This is a genomic window from Marinococcus halophilus, assembly GCF_002265875.1.
Taxonomy (GTDB): domain Bacteria; phylum Bacillota; class Bacilli; order Bacillales; family Marinococcaceae; genus Marinococcus; species Marinococcus halophilus.
In genome coordinates this window covers 89637-107209 of record NZ_NPFA01000011.1, presented here as the reverse complement: position 1 = coordinate 107209, position 17573 = coordinate 89637, and the positions used below count along the sequence as shown (strand labels likewise).

General features: G+C 42.3%; 21 protein-coding genes. 5 read left to right on the top strand and 16 right to left on the bottom strand.

The features are described 5' to 3' along the window. Nucleotides 1–207: 207 nt before the first annotated feature. The 12 genes from CHL76_RS12180 to CHL76_RS12125 all read right to left on the bottom strand — a co-directional run bounded on the left by CHL76_RS12180 (nt 208) and on the right by CHL76_RS12125 (nt 10794). Entirely contained in the window at nt 208–492 is a 285-nt protein-coding gene (locus CHL76_RS12180) for a hypothetical protein (protein WP_094908719.1), read from the bottom strand. Nucleotides 493–512: 20 nt separating this feature from the next. Next, nucleotides 513–1013, bottom strand: coding sequence for a hypothetical protein (locus CHL76_RS12175; RefSeq protein WP_094908718.1), 501 nt, complete (start codon nt 1011–1013; stop codon nt 513–515). A gap of 167 nt (nt 1014–1180) precedes the next feature. Next, nucleotides 1181–1789, bottom strand: a complete 609-nt coding sequence (locus CHL76_RS12170; protein WP_094908717.1) for a recombinase family protein — start codon at nt 1787–1789, stop codon at nt 1181–1183. A gap of 18 nt (nt 1790–1807) precedes the next feature. Continuing rightward, nucleotides 1808–2467, bottom strand: coding sequence for a restriction endonuclease (locus CHL76_RS12165; RefSeq protein WP_094908716.1), 660 nt, complete (start codon nt 2465–2467; stop codon nt 1808–1810). Nucleotides 2468–2503: 36 nt separating this feature from the next. Next, entirely contained in the window at nt 2504–2854 is a 351-nt protein-coding gene (locus CHL76_RS12160) for a hypothetical protein (RefSeq protein ID WP_094908715.1), read from the bottom strand. A 130-nt stretch (nt 2855–2984) separates the two neighbouring features. After that, nucleotides 2985–3179 carry a hypothetical protein gene (locus CHL76_RS12155; protein WP_143747461.1) on the bottom strand — a complete coding sequence of 65 codons (195 nt, stop codon included), beginning with the start codon at nt 3177–3179 and terminating at the stop codon, nt 2985–2987. 10 nt (nt 3180–3189) lie between these two features. Next, nucleotides 3190–3384, bottom strand: a complete 195-nt coding sequence (locus CHL76_RS12150; RefSeq protein ID WP_022794996.1) for a hypothetical protein — start codon at nt 3382–3384, stop codon at nt 3190–3192. 414 nt (nt 3385–3798) lie between these two features. Then, nucleotides 3799–6798 carry a type I restriction endonuclease subunit R gene (locus CHL76_RS12140; RefSeq protein ID WP_094908713.1) on the bottom strand — a complete coding sequence of 1000 codons (3000 nt, stop codon included), beginning with the start codon at nt 6796–6798 and terminating at the stop codon, nt 3799–3801. Further along, a complete protein-coding gene (locus CHL76_RS12135) occupies nt 6795–8168 on the bottom strand; it encodes a restriction endonuclease subunit S (protein ID WP_094908712.1) in 1374 nt (457 codons plus the stop codon). The genes CHL76_RS12140 and CHL76_RS12135 overlap by 4 nt, the downstream gene beginning before the upstream one ends. Continuing rightward, nucleotides 8165–10177 carry a type I restriction-modification system subunit M gene (locus CHL76_RS12130; RefSeq protein WP_094908711.1) on the bottom strand — a complete coding sequence of 671 codons (2013 nt, stop codon included), beginning with the start codon at nt 10175–10177 and terminating at the stop codon, nt 8165–8167. The genes CHL76_RS12135 and CHL76_RS12130 overlap by 4 nt, the downstream gene beginning before the upstream one ends. Nucleotides 10178–10360: 183 nt before the next feature. Further along, nucleotides 10361–10537, bottom strand: coding sequence for a hypothetical protein (locus tag CHL76_RS17100; RefSeq protein ID WP_158219174.1), 177 nt, complete (start codon nt 10535–10537; stop codon nt 10361–10363). A 17-nt stretch (nt 10538–10554) separates the two neighbouring features. Next, entirely contained in the window at nt 10555–10794 is a 240-nt protein-coding gene (locus CHL76_RS12125) for a hypothetical protein (RefSeq protein WP_094908710.1), read from the bottom strand. Nucleotides 10795–10946: 152 nt separating this feature from the next. On the opposite strand from CHL76_RS12125, the gene CHL76_RS12120 reads away from it, so the two are divergent. From CHL76_RS12120 to CHL76_RS12105, 4 genes are all read left to right on the top strand, one after another. Continuing rightward, on the top strand, nt 10947–11294 hold the full coding sequence (locus tag CHL76_RS12120; RefSeq protein WP_094908709.1) for a YolD-like family protein: 348 nt from the start codon (nt 10947–10949) through the stop codon (nt 11292–11294). A 15-nt stretch (nt 11295–11309) separates the two neighbouring features. Further along, entirely contained in the window at nt 11310–12533 is a 1224-nt protein-coding gene (locus CHL76_RS12115) for a DNA polymerase IV (RefSeq protein ID WP_094908708.1), read from the top strand. After that, on the top strand, nt 12530–12766 hold the full coding sequence (locus CHL76_RS12110; RefSeq protein ID WP_094908707.1) for a hypothetical protein: 237 nt from the start codon (nt 12530–12532) through the stop codon (nt 12764–12766). Before CHL76_RS12115 ends, CHL76_RS12110 begins: the two co-directional genes overlap by 4 nt. 117 nt (nt 12767–12883) lie before the next feature. Then, nucleotides 12884–13072, top strand: coding sequence for a hypothetical protein (locus CHL76_RS12105; protein WP_094908706.1), 189 nt, complete (start codon nt 12884–12886; stop codon nt 13070–13072). Nucleotides 13073–13196: 124 nt separating this feature from the next. Here the strand turns inward: CHL76_RS12105 and CHL76_RS12100 are convergent, their stop codons facing one another. After that, nucleotides 13197–13427: a DUF6007 family protein gene (locus tag CHL76_RS12100; protein ID WP_222594642.1), complete on the bottom strand. Its 231-nt coding sequence runs from the start codon at nt 13425–13427 to the stop codon at nt 13197–13199. 90 nt (nt 13428–13517) lie between these two features. Continuing rightward, on the bottom strand, nt 13518–13694 hold the full coding sequence (locus CHL76_RS17220; RefSeq protein WP_186807353.1) for a hypothetical protein: 177 nt from the start codon (nt 13692–13694) through the stop codon (nt 13518–13520). A 285-nt stretch (nt 13695–13979) separates the two neighbouring features. Between CHL76_RS17220 and CHL76_RS12095 the strand changes: the two genes are divergently transcribed. Then, nucleotides 13980–14333: a hypothetical protein gene (locus tag CHL76_RS12095; RefSeq protein WP_094908705.1), complete on the top strand. Its 354-nt coding sequence runs from the start codon at nt 13980–13982 to the stop codon at nt 14331–14333. A gap of 137 nt (nt 14334–14470) precedes the next feature. Here CHL76_RS12095 and CHL76_RS12090 read toward each other — a convergent pair whose 3' ends face one another. Both CHL76_RS12090 and CHL76_RS12085 read right to left on the bottom strand, forming a co-directional pair. Next, nucleotides 14471–15442: a DUF3991 domain-containing protein gene (locus tag CHL76_RS12090; RefSeq protein WP_094908704.1), complete on the bottom strand. Its 972-nt coding sequence runs from the start codon at nt 15440–15442 to the stop codon at nt 14471–14473. A 16-nt stretch (nt 15443–15458) separates the two neighbouring features. Beyond that, a complete protein-coding gene (locus tag CHL76_RS12085; protein WP_094908703.1) occupies nt 15459–17558 on the bottom strand; it encodes an LPD25 domain-containing protein in 2100 nt (699 codons plus the stop codon). Between the last annotated feature and the right edge of the window lie 15 nt (nt 17559–17573).

The window sequence follows — 17573 nt, the reverse complement described above, 5'->3', positions numbered from 1 at the left end:
GTTGGACTAGAGCGTGAGCAATATCTGTAGTAAAATTATTCATAGGGAAGTCCTCTTTTCTGTGGATGTGGTCGGTAACTTCATTCTACTAGAAAAGGACTTCCTTTTTTGGTGATCGATCGTTTACACAAACTATTTTATGCTCTCAGTTATGAGTAAGGCTATTAAACACCAAAGCCTTAAAAAATATAAAAGTCACAATAATTCTTAAAATAAAAGATTACTAAGTCCGAGGAAAAGCAATACAAAAGCAGTAATACAAATAATAATCGTTATAAGACCAATTAAAATACGAGCCATAGTGTATACAATAGCAATGCCTAAAGCGAGTGCTATTGGGGCTATGATAGTAACCACTATAAACGTTTGTGGAAATATTAAAAACAGTAAAAAGACTATCAAAAGGAAGCCAAAGAATAAGGAGAACCTTATACCTAATGGCTGTTCGGCAATCTTTTGTTTACCTTTATCTAATACTTCAATGCCCACCATAAATAATAAGTCTCCCTTGTTTAATAATCGTACCGTTCTTCTAAGTAGTCGATCATGTTAGAAATAACATTAGCCATAGTCGTTGTGTGTTTGAAGGATAGTTTTTTCAATAAACTTCTATCGTCTGGGTACACACGTATAGTAGTATGTCGATCGTTTTCTTCAATATTATTTTTGATACTCAAATCTTCTTTATGAACTAAATGAGAGACTCCCATTTCTGTTAAGTGAATCATGGTAGTGTCATTCATTACCGCAATGGCTTTAAGTCTATCACGATCTCTTCGAGTACAATTTACAGTCACATACTTGTTTTGATTTTTATTAAATGTCTCAGCTTTCTCAATCGGTTCTTTGTCAGACGTAATTTTTACATTACGCGCTGACGTTGAAGTATTTTCGTTCTGCTTATCAGCTTCTTCAAACGGGTTCTCTATCTCTTCAGTTGGGTTTCTTTTTCGGGTTTTGTTGTGAAATTCTTCATTCGTTAAATCACCGTTGCTTGAGTTCTTACTCGTCATATTTATGACCATCCTTTCTCAAATTTTAATTATATAAACCTTATCATTTTTAATACATTTATACAATTATATAAAAATGAATATACTATACGAAAACCACCAGCCAATTAGTTTTGTAAGGAAAACTCTATGTTTAAAAATTTTTCAGTTTAAAGATTCCTGAGATTTTAGAGATCATTTCTTTTCTTGATTCGTTTGACCGTAGATAGGCCGCAGTTCATCCGTTTGGCAATCTCCTGTTGGCCGTAGCCCTGCTCCAGAAGATTTAAAATCATGTAGTATTTGTCTCGGTGTTTACCTTCGGGACTAAATTCGGTTTGACGGCCTTTGTATTTGCCCTGTGCCTTTGCAATCGCTATGCCCTGATCTTGGGCTTCTTTTCGTTGCTTCCATTGTTCTTCGGCCATCCATGCAAACACTTCTCTTAAGAGGTTCATCACCATCTGGCCCACGATTTCCATTTCTCCGTACTTCCGGGTGTCTAAAATTGGCATGTTCAGCACCACGATATGCACTTTCATTTTCGTTAAGGCTTCCCATTCCTGTTTGATGCCTTCCATGCTCCGACCGAGCCGGTTAAGGTCATGGATGAATAAGATATCTTCTTCCCGTAAAAAGGCTTTCGCTTCTTCCCAGCCTTTACGCTTCATTTGTCGGCCAGAATCTTTATCCGTAAAGATTTTTTCGCATCCGGCTTCCCGGAGTAACTGCATCTGCCGCTCTAAATTTTGTTCGTTCGTGCTTACTCTTGCATAGCCGATATGTTTGCCAGCCATTCGGTTACTCTCCTTTGCTTAGTTCTTGGCATTGACTGGTTCGGTATGTGTGCAATTCGGATAATGATTGCATCCCATAAACGCCCCGTGTTTCGATGTACGCTTTTCCAGACGGCCGCCACAGGCTGGACATTTCCGTTCCTTCGGCTTCACGGTTTCAACCACAGTCTTGGCATCAAGGGCCGGATTGACCTGCAAGAGCCACCGCTGCAAGTCCTTCCGATCAAACAGCTTCACCCCGGTTTTATCAGCGCCCTTTCTGGCACTTTGGGTGAACAAGCTGTTCGTTAATACCCACGCTTCCTCGGCTTGGAAATAGGTTTGAGCAAAATACACTTCCTGTACGGCTTTGATACCCACTTTCTTGTTCACGCCGTACCGTTTGGCCTGTACGACAATCCGGTTCTCTTTATCTAAAATGAGATCCGCTCCGTAGTCGTGAGACGCCTTCGAGCCTTTGGCCCTGTATTGCAACTGCCGGAACAGCTCGACCAGAAAATACTCGAACTGCGCCCCGTCCATCTGGTCGATGGACGGAAGGCCGCTGTCGATGATGCGCTGGAACTGCCGCTTTTTCTGCCACCATTGATAGAGATAAACCATCCCTTGCACCAGGAACACCAAAACCACCAGTACGAGCACAGCTGTTATAAGAGTTGAAATCGAAAAGCCTTCCATCGTAACGCTTCCTTTTCTTTTATCCGATTTTCCCTATTAAACGGGAATCATTTCTTTCGCAAGAAACACAATCATTAACAATATAATGCCTGTCATGCCAAGTTTCGTAGCGAGTTCTTTCTTTTGCTTCACGAAGAATAAGAAAGCTGTTCCCCCGATCACTACCACCATAGCGATGCTCCATAAAACATTAACGATCGTTTCCAGTGTCTCGATGGTCGTTGTGATCGAACCATCTATATCCATCCCATAGAGAATGATATTCACCACTGCAAGCACCGTTACCAAGCAGGTAATACCAAACGAAAGCCATTCAGCTTTCCGGTAAAAGTGAATAAATAAGAACACGAATAAAATCAAACACACGATATTGCCAATAAGTATCACAACATTTCTCCTTTCTTTTTCGTTTATGTCTATGCGCTTAATGTTAATAGAAAAACAACTGGTTTTCTTCGATTGTTCCAGAAGTATTTCTTTCCTATGCTATTCGCCGTCCTAATGATCTACTCATTGGTCAAATCAATACTTGAGCGAAAAAATAAAGAAGCATCATTGGCACTAAAAAAGCAATGCCGACTGTAAGAACGAATGCATACGCTTGTCCTTTCGTTACATAGAGGACGATGAATAGAATCGCCATGCCGCTAATCAGTACAAAGGTCCAAGCGGCATAAAAAAACTCTTTTAATTCTTCCACGGAGAACATCATCAACAGCTCCTTATATAGCAAAGTAGATTATCGTCATAAATGCGATATGCAATCCGGCCGCCGTCCCAAAAATAACCTTAATAATAGCATGAGAACGGCTATGAAAGATAAAACCAAACACGATCAGATGAACAACGATGAAACCGACAATAATCATTCCGAGGGTCTGGCGATCAATGCTGTTAAATAGTTCTATGATGTTCATAGTAAAAACTCCTTTTCGATATAGTGATGGTGGCCGTATCTATATGAACGGGTTTGATGAAGTTACGATTACAGCGATTAAAAGGAGAAATAAAGCATTGACGCCTATACTGACCATATACTTTTTCATTCCTCGATCACTAATGATGGCTAGTTCATTAAACAGGGCCAACGGCACGAACAAAACCATTTGAAGCCCGTATATACTTATAAATATATTCATTACTATTTCCATATTATCCCCTCCATACTGTTGAATGTAAATGAACCATTTAAAAGAACCCTAAAAAACATTGATATGCCAGCATTTCGCTTTTGACCTTTAGGGTATACCCAAATGAACCAAAACAAGAATAGAAGAAGCAAGTTTAAGAAATACTTACTTCTTCTTATAGATCACTATGTCTTTGATTTTCTAGTTTGGTGGGCTTTGTTCTCTTAATCCTTCATATACTTCATCAATCATATCTTCCATTAAAAACTCTTTAAACTCCGTATCTTCAAGAACTTTTTTAAAGAATTCTTCATTATTCTGCATACGACTGATCACAAAATCCATGAACGTACGGTTAAAACCGAATTTAAAATTATCTTTTGTATTATTCCGAGCTTTTTCAGCTAATTTTTCATTCGCTTTCATGTCTTCAACCAATTGATCTCTAGACAGTTTATCTGCCGTGGTAAACTCTGTCCCAAAACGTTCATTGATACGATCAATGATCGAAGACAAACGTTCTTTTTCTTCTTCCTTGCTACCTACGCCGCCGTGCTGGCCTGGATCTAGATTTTCTCCTCCAGTTTCATCTAGAGAAATACTTCCTTCAAAACTTTTTTCATTTCGGTAATATTCTAATGCCACGTCATCGGACAAATAAACAGGGTCCTCTGCCTTACGTGGTAGTTTTTTCATTAATGAACTCAAGTAAATAAAACGCTTATGAAGGTCCACGTCTGAGAATGGGCCTATTTGAAGGATGAATGCGTACGTGCGAATAAATTTCATGGCGGAAGATTTAAAATGCTCCTGTTCTTCTTCGCTGAGCTCATTAAAACGGTCCACAGCTGGATCAATCGCTGCATTCAATTGTCCTTGGAAACGCGCACTTTTGCCAGGTTGATCGCTATACTCTAGATTTGCTACAGTTTCTAATTCTTCCTCGGTATATACCTGCATCGCGTCCAGATCATGCTGTAATTCGTAGAGGATATTTGGATCGGTCGTTTCACTAAGACCAGTAACCTCGTAGTACGTTTGAAAGGCAGCTTGTATCGTTTCTGGGTCATTTACAAAATCTAAAACGAACGTATCATCTTTACCTTTGCAAGTACGATTTAACCGCGACAATGTCTGAACGGCTTTGATACCATCCAATGGTTTGTCCACGTACATGGTATGCAGCAATGGTTCATCAAAACCGGTTTGATACTTCTCAGCCACAATTAACACTTGGTAGTCATCTGAATGAAATTTTTCAGGCAGTTCTTTTTCATTGATGTCGTTCATTCCTGCTTCTGTGTGGGGGTGCCCATTATCTTCAACTGTCCCAGAGAAAGCGACCAACGTACGTAAGTCCGTGTACCCTTGAGAGCGAATATATTTATCAAAAGCGTGCTTATATCGAACAGCATGAAGCCTGCTGCCTGTAATAACCATGGCTTTTGCCCGGCCATTAATTTTATGCCTAGTAACCCTGCGAAAATGCTCCACCATGATCTCCGCTTTTTGAGAAATGTTATGCGGGTGCAGAGAAACATAACGCGCAATTTGTTTGGATGCTTTGCTTTTAGCTACTTCCGGATCATTTTCAATGCTCTTTTCGACTTTATAAAACGTGTTATACGTTACATAATTTTTTAACACATCGTGAATAAATCCTTCTTCAATAGCTTGGCGCATCGAGTACAAGTGGAACGGCCCATAGGTTCCGTCTTCCCTTTCGGTTCCAAAACGTTCCACTGTTTTCGATTTCGGCGTGGCGGTAAAGGCGAAGAAAGAAATATTCGACTGCTTACCGCTTTTGGCAATCGCTTCAATCATTCGTTCCTCTGCGTCGGTCGCTTCCCCTTCTTCCAGAATATTTTCTTCGTATGCCTCTTCTAGTGATTTATTAGAAAGAAGCGAAGTCATGGCGTTGGAAGCCTTCCCCCCCTGAGAGCTGTGCGCTTCATCAATAATAATGCCATATGTACCTCGGTGAAATTCTCCTACTTTATCTAATATAAAGGGGAATTTCTGCAGAGTCGTAATAATAATCTTGGTTTTGCTTTGAATAGCCTGAGCTAATTGATTGGAGTCTTCATCAATTTTTTCGACCATCCCCGCTTTATGCTCCAGTTGATAGACGGCATCTTGAAGCTGTTTATCCAACACTCTACGGTCTGTGATAACGATGATACTGTCAAATAAAGACGTATCACTTTCATCATGCAACTTTGCCAATCGATGAGCGAGCCAAGAAATACTGTTGGTTTTTCCACTGCCAGCGGAATGTTGGATTAAATAATTGTGTCCAGCCTTCTGCACTGTCACATCCTGCTCAATTTTACGCACCGCATCCAACTGGTGGTAACGCGGAAAGATCACGACTTCTTTTTCATCAATAATCTCACCATTACTGTCACGAACGTTTTCTTTTTGCACATAGGCGAAGCGAAAAAGAATATCCATCAAGCTCTCCGGGTGCAGTACTTCTTTCCATAAATAGGAGGAGCGATAGTCTCCTTTCACTGGCGGGTTCCCTTTTCCTCCATTATTCCCTTTATTAAAGGGAAGGAAAAATGTACTGTCTTTCTGAAGCCTGGTCGTCATGTATACTTCGTCTGTATCTACCCCGAAATAAACGATCGCTCTTTTTTTGAATTGAAATAGCAGTTCTTTCGGATCTCGATCCTTCTTGAACTGCTTGATCGAATGTTCCACCGTCTGGCTCGTCAATTGATTTTTCAATTCCATGACCACTACAGGCAACCCGTTTAATGAAAGCATCATATCAATCGAATTTCGATTACTAGAGCTGTAATACACTTGGCGACTTACTGTAAATATATTTTTCGCATAGTTTTCTACCAACGTTTTATTCATATCTGTCGGCGGCTTATTATACGCCAGTTGCAAGGTTACACCGTAATCCTTTATACCATGACGCAGACAGTCAATCATGCCCCGTCGATTAAGTTCTTTATCTAAGCGCTCCATCACTTTGAAGTGCATGTTGTTTTTATACACTTTTCGTAACCGTTCCATCGCTTTAAACTGGGTGGCTTCTAAAAATTCAAAGAACACTTCTTGATCGATGGCCCATTTTTGAAAGGCAGCTAGTGCGGGGCCTAACAACGTTCGTTGCCTATATCCCGCTTGCATTAACTCTTGTTCAATACTTTCTTCAAATCCCTTTTCGGTTGTGTCGATACTCATGAGGAAGGCACCTCCTCTTGTCCAGCTTCGTTCATCATTTCTTGAACGTCAATTTTCCCTGTTACTGCTTCATAGATGAGGGATTGTCGGTATTCTTTTAGTTTGTTAATTTGTTCTGATACCATTTCAATAGATTTATTTACCATACTAATTTCATTATCTAAGTGATTGACAATTTTTTCTTGTTCTTCTAACCCAGGTAGAGGAAATGATAAATTTTCGATGCTTTGTTGAGATATCCCTGCAAAAGTTGTCCCACTTTGGTTAATATTTATAAAGTTTATAAACGATATCGATTTCATATACCAATACATAAATTTGTTTTTATATAAATTCTTACTAGGTCTCATAACAAGTAAATGACTATTTAATGATGCTTTACCTGGTAAATAATTTATATATGCTAATTTTCCAATTGTTCCATCCTTCGTTAATAAAAGATCTCCCTCCTTAATTTGAATTTCAGGAGCTTCTTCGTACCTTTCTTGTGAAATATGATAGCATGCTTCCCAGTTAACTGAATCGTTTTTGAAATGCATTCCTGTTATTAAATACGGCCCTTCATCTACAAATTCTTCAAACCTTAGACCTTGCCATCCTATTCTTCCCTTTACATAAGTAGTGTATTTAACTTTGCTTGTTTTCCAATGTTCCGGAATTTCCCCTAACCATTCCATTCCAGAATCTTTCATTTTCACATTCGGATTCAAACCTTTCGTAACGGTTTCCGTAATAATCGCTTGACGTTTTTCTTTAAGCAATTCGATAAGCTTTTCTTTATCTGCAATTAATTTATCTATTTCACTAGTTTTTTGATCCAAATAGTTCGCAATAATCGATTGCTCAGATATATTCGGATAAACAACGATTTCGTTTAAATATGATTGTAAGTCTAAGTTCTGAATGCCAGTAGTTTGCTTAATAGACCTTTTTGTTAATCCTTGATTATACAATGTCGCATGTAGATATTTTAGATATCCAGATACAGCTATTTTGTCATTTATTGAAAGCTTTGCTATGAAATTAGCATATACTGCTGGATGATTCTTCGTATATTGGACAACAAAACCAACTGGTTGTTTCTCCCCTCCACCAGACTTTTCAATCAATAAGTCTCCGTGTACCAATAGAACACTTTCGATGTTTGACATTTCAATGTTTCGAATAGTCAATTCTTTATTTTGTACAGATAGATTATCTCTATCAAAATCGGCTACTCTAACACAAGGATAATCTAGTTTATTTCCTTTGGGCTCTTCCCCCCAAACCCCATTCCTTGAATTTTCAACAGAGTTCTTGAGCCTCTCTACTTTCCAATGTTTAGGTATTTTTCCTATCCATTCAACTCCACTTTCTTTTTTAATACTCACATTATCACCTTCTTCAACTTCTCTAAAATGCTTGATTCGAGTTCTTGAATTTCAGCTTTAATTTCGTCAGACGACCGAAGCTCTTGATACTTGTAGAAATGACGAGTAAACGGAATTTCATACCCAATTTTTGTTTTCTCTTCGTCGATCCAAGCTTCTGGCACATGTGGCAAGACTTCTTCTTCAAAATACTCATGAATATTTTCTTTAAGTGGTACGTTCTCCGTATCTCGCAAGTCCGGATCAGGTTCTGCATCGCCTTTTTTATTTTTCGTACAAACCTCTGCAGTATCATCTTTTTCTGAGAAAGCTGCTAGTATTGCTTTTTGTAAGGGAGCTTTCACGTCTAAACCCGCTTGGCCCAGCGCTGCTTTTAGTTTCTCCGTGAATATCTCCCGGTTTTTATAAATCGTTCCATCATTCAACTTCTGTAATGCTTCAATTATGACTTGTTGCTGCTTGGTTCCAGCTTCTTCTTCTTTCAATCCTGCTTCGCCTTGTTTCTTTGATTTTGCTAGGTTCTGGAATGCTTTTTGCTCATATAACCGATCGATACGTTCATCATCAACTTTGAAATTGAGTTTCAGTGGTCGTTCGACTACAATCTTTTGGAAACCAAAGTCTTCATTGTCAAAAATCTTCACGTTTTCGTTTTCTTTGTATTCTCCATACATTCGAATGATTTCATTGATTTGGTCAGGAGTAATTTCATGTCGTTTTTCTCCCAAGCTCTTTCGCATTTTCTGGTAATAATTCACTGCGTTAACGAGCTGTATCTTTCCTTTCCGCCAAGCTGCCTTATGGTTTGTTAAAATCCAAATATAGGTGGAAATGCCCGTATTATAGAATAAACTTGTAGGCATGGCGACAATGCCTTCCACTAAATCGTTTTCGATCACATAACGGCGAATTTCGCTCTCTCCGCTTCCCGCGTCCCCTGTAAATAATGGTGAACCGTTCATAATGATGGCCAAGCGCGAGCCTTTCGGATTTTCTTCTGTTACTGGCTTCATTTTCGAAACCAAGTGCTGAAGAAATAATAGCTGTCCGTCTCCAATACGTGGAAGTCCGGCACCAAAACGGCCATTCATTCCTAAGTCTTCATACTCTTCTTTCACTGCTTTCTCCACTGGCTTCCATTCCACCCCGTAAGGCGGATTCGTGATCAAATAATCGAACTTTTCCATTGGAAAAGCGTCGCGCGACAAGGTATTCCCAAAGCGGATATTTCTCGCTTCTTCGCCTTTAATTAACGTATCTGCTTTACACATCGCAAACGATTCTTCATTGAATTCTTGCGCAAAGAACTCCAATTCCGCCGAATCGTTCATTTCTTCTAAATATTCCTGGGCCACGGAACCCATTCCGCCTGTTCCTGCACATGGGTCATACAGCGTTTGCGTTATGCCAGGCTTGGTTAAAACGTCATCGTCTTCGTTAAACATTAGCCCTACCATCAAACGTACTACTTCTCTTGGCGTATAGTGATCCCCAGCTTCAGCATGTTCCGAATAGCGCCGAATCAATTCTTCAAAAATCGAACCCATTTCTGCATTCGATACGGTATTGGGATGCAGATTCACTTCCGCAAAGCGTTTGACTGTTAGATATAACAGGTCATTCCGCTCCATCTTTTCGATTTGTTTGTCGAAATCAAAATACTCGATAATCTCTCGAGCCGTTTTGGAAAAGCCATTAATGTAATCGCGCAGGTTTTCTGCGATATTATCCGAGTCATTCAACAGCTTTTGAAAGTCATAATTACTCGTATTATGAAAGCGTTGTTGGGATGCACGATTCAAAAGTTGCTCACGTGCTTCTTCGGATAGATGTTTATATTGTTCGTATTGTTGTAGTACTTCTTCTTTTGTATCTTCCAGTACATTATCAAAACGACGCAAAACAGCCATCGGGAGGATGACTTTCCCATAATCGTCTGGTTTATAAGGTCCTCTGAGTATCTCTGCAATCGACCACAAAAAGTTTACTTTTTCTTGAAAATTGTTCATATGTATTTTTCTCCTTTAAGTCATAATATCGAGCTATTCTTTTGCAATTTCTATCTTTTGATATTGGTATCTTCGTTGGTTTTTATCATTTCACCGTGATTTTTTCCCATTTAATTGCGTGCTCAGTAAAAAGCCAATCGAGAGACTAGTTTCTCAATTGGCTCTTATTCATCATTATACTACTTACACCTTATAAAGCGTCAAAACTTCAATATCCTTTTCTTCTGTATCTAATTCTTGGGCGTACATGCTTTTAATTTTCGCTTTAGCAGCTTCTTCATGCTCGGCTTGAATCTCTCCCTCTAAAGCGTTTGGAAAAAAGTTGTCTGTAATCGCAAAAGCAAACTGTTGCATCGGCATTCATCCTTCCTATTTTCTCATTTTCTTCGCATCAATTTATTAATCCGTTTCTGCCACTGAAAGATTTGAACCACCTTGATAAAAGTGAACAACGACAGAGCCAGAAGAACGGACGCAATCGCCAGCCATGAGAACCACTGTTGCAACCAAAGGGATGCCGTGGACACCACAATGAGTATGACACTAACCATTAATAATTGCTTGGCACTGTTGTAAATCTTGGCTTCTAGTTCTTCCATGTTCCAGTCTTGATTCATGCCAATTCCTCATTTTTTCGATCTAACCTCAACTTCTATATTCATTTTAGCATTTTTGAGTAAATTATACAATAATACATTTATATAAAAATACCTGTTTAAACGAACGCACGTTCGTGTATACTAGATAGTAACGAAAGGACGTGATACCCATGAAACCAAACAAACTAACGCCAAACAGCAATCTTCGTTGGGAAAGTAGCCGCATGATTCTCCCGGAATGGCGCAAACAATGGCTTGAACGGCAGAAAGCCCAAACATGGCAGCACCCTCCCGAACTGGACGACCAGATGATCGAGGAAGTGATGCAGATGATTCATGACGGTATGGCGTATACGTGGCTGTTGGACGTCACGTATTGGCAGGACGGCCAGTTCCACACGGCGACCGGTTATATCGCCCGTTTTCGGGATCGACCACCGCAGATATGGATTCAAGTGGGGGAAGTCGTCTTGTCGATTTTTGTCGAACATCTACAAGCCGTGGCGTGGCAGGCGTAAAAGGAGGGAGAACCGATGAAACGAGTGGTGTTTCTGATCGACATGATGAGTTTCTATGCGTCGGTCGAAAAAGTGTATCATCCGCACCTGTTCCAGCATCCGGTCGTGGTGGCCGGAGACCCGGTCCGGCGCAGTGGCGTGATCTTAGCCGCCTGTCCCGTGGCGAAAAGCTACGGCATCAAGACCGCCCAAGCCCTTTGGGAAGCTCAGGCCCTTTGTCCCGAGGTAACGGTCCTCAAACCCCGGATGCAGTTGTACATCGACATATCCACGCAGATTAATGAACTGTTTTTAACGTATACCGATCAAGTGGAGCCGTTCTCCGTGGATGAATCGTTTATCGAACTCACCGGAACCGTCCATCAATCCCAGCCCGAGCAAACCGCTAAAAGCCTTCAAAAAGCCATCCTGCGACAATTTGGCATCTATGCCCGTATCGGCATTGGCGAAAATAAAATTCTGGCGAAAAGTGCATGTGATCTGCAAGCCAAAAAGCGCCCTGGAGGAATCTTTCATCTTCATAAGAACCGCCTAGCCAATGATTTTTGGCCATTTGCGATTGGCGAGCTGTTTGGTGTGGGCAACCGCATGGAAAAACACTTCATGCAGACGGGCATCCGCAAGATCGGCCATTTAGCCAATTATCCCGTGGAGGAATTACAGCATCGGTGGGGCATCAACGGGGAGCTGTTGTGGCAGTATGCGAACGGCATCGACCCGTCTCCCGTTACTCCCGACACCCATCAGCAGAAAAAGAGCATCGGCCACGGCATGACCCTGCCGAGGGACTACCATCAACGAACCGAGATTTTCGTGATTCTGCGAGAACTGGCCGAAGAAGTGGCCCGCCGCACCCGAGACGAACGATTAATCGGAAATCAACTGTCGCTAGGCATCGGCGGCACGTATGAGAACCCGGTCGGTTTTTCCCGACAACTAACCTTAAACATGGCGACCAATGACGGCCGGGTGATCTATCATGCCTGTCAGAAGCTGTTTGATCGGCACTGGGTTGGCACACCGGTCCGGCGCATCGGCCTATCCCTTGAAAAGGTCGAACCCGACACGCACCGGCAGTTAAGTTTATTTGATGAGGTCGAGGACCGGTCATCCCTCAACCAGACGCTTGATGCCTTAAAAGACCGGTATGGCGGCGGCATTATTATGTACGCATCTTCGCTCACCGATGCCGGACAAGCCCTCGAACGGTCGAAAAAAATTGGAGGTCATTATAAATGAATAAATCTATCCGGGACGCCCGTTCCCCTCATTACATTGGCGATCTATTGTATCACGCTCGAACGTCCAAAGATTTAACCGTTAAAGATGTCTGTACCATGTGTTTGGTATCAAAGCCTGTCTATGAAGCCTATGAAGCGAACCGAGTGCCAAACATCGGTTTTCGGGAAGCTGAAGCCTTAGCCACGCTGCTAGACCTTTCCTTAGATACGTTAATGTGTCCGTATGATTAAAATCACAAAGGCTTAAGCTCTAGTCCCACCTTTCATTTCTTTTGGTTCTATTTCCTAGTAGAATAACAAAAGGGATTATTTTACATTCGTTTTTGTTGTTGAAGGGAGCGTTGGGTAATGAGCGAATGGCAACAAGGACTACTATCCGGGATTTTTGCTATCATCATCGTTTTTACGATAGATTCCCTAGCGTCTTGGCCTTATGTTATTCAGGCACTTATCGCTGTCACCATGGGCGTCTTAGCTACCATGGTGTGTAATAAAGTATTCGATCGCAGACGAAAGCATAAAGAAAACGCTAGATGATAGCAGAAAAGCAAAAGAACGGACCCGTCACAGGTCCGTTCCATCCACTATGATGCTTCTAAGAGAGATAGGCTAAGTATAGGTGCATATCCTTCTCTATTCCCTTTCATTCCTAAACGATTGCTTACTCAATGTTTTTTGTTTTTCGCTTTTTATATAACGAAATGATGGTACGAGTAAGATAAGCTAAACCGAAACCAACTAAAACGATAATGACTAAATTTAACAAACCGCTCCAAAACCCGTAAGTAGGTAAATACGAAAATAGCATAAACATAGGTATGATATATATAAAGTCAAGAATAGCCATTCCTTCTAAGGCTTCGTCTACTCTTTCTTTTTCTTCATCCCTCATAATGATTTCTCCCAATGTATATAAGTATCTTCTCACTGATATTGCTCAAGTCTTTGAATGATCGGAACAATCAAAGGGCATGACAAATTACTACGTCTTAGAGTTTTTCTGTCTTTTACCTGCAAAAAATGCAGCACTCAAAAGAAAAATCGTTCCTAAGCTAATTCCAACGATCATCGAATACTCCCAAAGACTTCTTAATGCTAACCCACCCATGATTGATACTACCATAAGCATAAGGCAGAAGACGGTATCGTTTTTATTCATTTATGTCATCACCTCTTTACCTTTTATAAGTTCCCTTTCCCACTATGTAATAAAAACGGAAAGAAATAGGTTAATGCCATAGTCCTACCTATTCCCTTTGATGATAGTAGCTCTCTCCTTTGGTTTAAGATAAACCCTATCTTCAAAAACCCCAGGGCTATTCTAAGATAGGCTATACCCTATTCTAAAATAGGAGCCGTTCACCCGAAGATACGTTCCATCCTTTTCTACGCATATTTGCTACGATGTCAGTAATACATGGAATATGGAAAGGGTGTCATTCATATGCAATCCAATGATCAAGAGAATGGGTTTTACCTTTATGTCGATTTAATAAACGAGGACTGCGTGGGTAAAGATAGTTCTGGAACGGAAAATATTCGTACTCCGTTTTCTGTATCTAATGTTACACAAGTAGATTTATCTCCTCTAGGATGGGATGGATTTTCTATCATTTTTGAAGAAAAAAACAGAAAGCCTAGAAGGAACTCTAAAGTATTCAGTATTTTCTTATCTGAAACCGACCATTTAACACTTTATGAGGGTTTCGGAATAGTCACAGAAGAAAAAGTTTTAACATCGGCACGTGAAAATGAAATGAAGGACCTAAAAAAAGCCTTAGATTATTGGATTGAATAACCTTAAATATACGAAAAAGGCTAACCGAAAACCTACGATTGGCCTTTTTCTCACTTTTTGATAAATCATAGGGGAATAGGTGGAAGGAAGTGTATCCTTACCTCTTCTTCCTGATTCTAACATTTTTTTGAGCTTTTTTAAGTCAAACCCATCGACAGAGACGACTGTTTAGCCTGTGGCGGTCGTTTCTGGTCCTGTTGAAGCCCATGCTCCCGTTCCTCATTCCAGTCTTTCGTGTTCGTGGGCCGGTGATCGACAATCGCATCCGGGTTGATATAGTCGTTCAGTTTGTCGTGAAAATGCTCTCCGGCCGCATCGTTATCCACGGCCGAGATCACCTGCGTGACTTTGTGGCCGTCGGCCTGTAAGTCCTGTAAGCCCCGTTTCACCGCCTGTATTTTCAAGCCACTCATGCTCTGCAATCGGGTATTCTGAACGTCTCCCTTTTTCTCCGACCAGTAGGAAAGGGCGTCAATCGGGCTTTCAAACAGCGCAATTTTATCAATGTTCTTGCCGACATTGATCGCAAAACCGCCATCTTCGGCTGAACTTTTCACCACGCCTTTAAAATGCTTCCCGTCCTCCATCGGTTGTGTTCCCTGCCGATCAGCTCCGATCGTTTCCCCCTCCCGGTCTTTCCATTTCATCACGCAGTTATCTTTCCGGTCCTGCACGATTAAATCTTTGTTCAAGCACCAATCGACCACTCGTTCATCGACCTTCCGATCATTCACCAAATAGTCGCGGACGTTCGAGGTATCGGCCACTTCATAATGTGAAGGGTAGGAAAACGGCTCTTTCTCCACCTGTTGCACCGGCTGGCGGTCGAGCGCATATTCGTGTTCATTAATGCGCCGGACGGCATCGGGAAAGGAGAGATCGTGATAGGTCATCGCAAAATGTATCGCCCCGTAACCGCCTTCCTGTCGGCTGTTCCAGTAGTATTTTTCGCCCTGAATGACCAAGCTGTCGTTTTCCACTAAGTTATAATACGGCGGCTGGCCGTTGCCCTGCTGTTTCACCTCCAAGCCGTTCGCATCCAAGTAATCCATAATCCCCACGGTTTTAGCCTGTTCGATTTCTTCACTGTTTACTCGCCGGTTGGCCATATATACTCCCTCCTTTCTACATGCTCATGCCGTTCTGCCGTACCGTCTGGCGGGTCGGGCTTTCTTCTACGGTTTCCTCTTTCGAGACGCTTTTCGTGTCAGCCTGTTCAAACGGCCATGTCGGTTCTTTTTCCGTGATCGTTTCGCCTTTCAGCCGTTGTTCCAATCGGTCCACGGTATCCACGGTCAGCACGTTCTGATCGACGGCTTGTTCTTTTAAGGCTTCATAGGCGTTTTGGCTTTCCACCCGATCAAGCACCGTTTCCATGTCCGGGTTCTTTTGCCCTTGTTCGTTGGTTACATGATCGTGATAGGACGTATAAGCCGATGCTAACTGGACGCTTTGATTGACTGCTGCCCGGTCTTGTTGTTGCTCTTGAACGTCCATAGTCGTGGCTTGATGAATCGCTTCGGCCGTTGCCCCAGGAACGTACCCATGTTCTTCGGTAAACGCCTGTACGTCCTGCCGTTGGCTTTCGTATAGATCAGAGTTATCCATGCTTGTGTGTCCGTCTTTGTGTTCTTGAATCTTCACCGCTAAATCCTCAAAGGTTTGTTCAAAGGCATCCGGCGTGTAAATCTCTTGCAGATACGATTGATCGTTCAAATGCTCCCGGTGAAAGGAATAGCCCTGTCGATCAAGTTCTGATTTTAAATCATGGTACGAGCCATCCCCGATCTCCAGCCGATCAGCCGCTATCACCTGCTGTTCGTTCGCTTCATCGGGCGGCATCATCACCTGTACTTTGGTTTTGTCGTACCCGATGTCTCCCATGCTGTTCCTATTCGCTTGGGCTAGGGCTTTATCCATCTCCGAAAGAGCCATCACGTTGCCGTCCATCTTCGTTTCCGACCATTCCACATAGGCTTGCGGTTCTTCGATCGTTGGGTCTACGATCTTGACGTTGTTATGACTAGCCAGTGCCGGGTCTTTAAGGTCGTTAAAGGCTTGCACTTCCTGTTCGACCGTTTCCCCTCGAACATCCCCATGTGCCAATAAATTATTGCCGTACCGATCTTCAAACGTGGACCGGAAGGTATCAGCATCCATCTCTCCAATCGTTTGAACGGTCCCATTGGCGACCACTTCATAGTTTTGGAATCGCTCTTGTAATTCATTGGTGCTTGCTTCTTCGTAGGTGTTTTCGATCTGCAGATCATCTTCCAGATGCGTAATCATGTCATACGATGTATCTTTGACGCCTTGAAGCAATGCCACTTTGTCGGTGGTCGTATCATGCTGTTGGTTGTAGGTATGCAGGTAATCCAGACTATAATCACTCGTATCCAGTCCAAAATGCGTACTCACCGTATAGGCTGTCATTTCGGCTTGAAATTCCTTCTCCGAGTGCGGCAGGTCCTTGCCTTCCTTGTCCCGGCCATGCAGTTGAGCGTGAGCCGCTTCATGGATGAGGGTTTTTACGTTCTGGAGTTCATCGTTTCGGGGATTGAGTTGAATCGCCCGGTGAAACGATGATGCCCCTCCGGGGCTGGCCTGTGTGTATTCGATGTACTGGCCTTTGGCCGCCCCGAGTTCTTCCATTGGTTCGGTCAACACGTCCACGTTCATGTTGTTGCTGTATCGTTCCATTGAATGGTAAAAGGCTTGATAGTTTTCGACCGAGCCTTCCAGCCATTTGTTTGGATAAATCTTGGGTAAATCGGCGGCCGTGGCGTTCGTTTGGGAAATATCGAATACGGCGGCCGTTTTATAATGCCGGTGTTCCTGGACGTTGATTTCGCCCCGGTCGATCTTCGCTTTTTCGGCTTTCGTGGCCTTGTTCAGTCCCACCTGTTTGGTTTCACCGTTCTCCTGTCGTTCAAAGGTTTTGAACGGGGCCGGAACCAGAATCTTGCTTCCCTTTTCGCCTTTCTGAACGGAAAAGCCCTGTTCTTTCCAGAACTGAAAACCGCCCACGGCGTTCGCACCCGGAAACTGTTTTTGTATCAGCGTGGAGTTGCCGACCGAGTAATCATAGAACTTGCTCATAAAGTTCAAGTATTCCTTCATGTTGTCCGAGGACTGAAAGTGACTGTCTACTTGATCGTTCCGATCTTCGGCCAACTGTTCCACTTCCTGCCGTTTCGTTTCGGCTGATTTTTTCTTATACGCCATGCGGTTGCCCTCCTT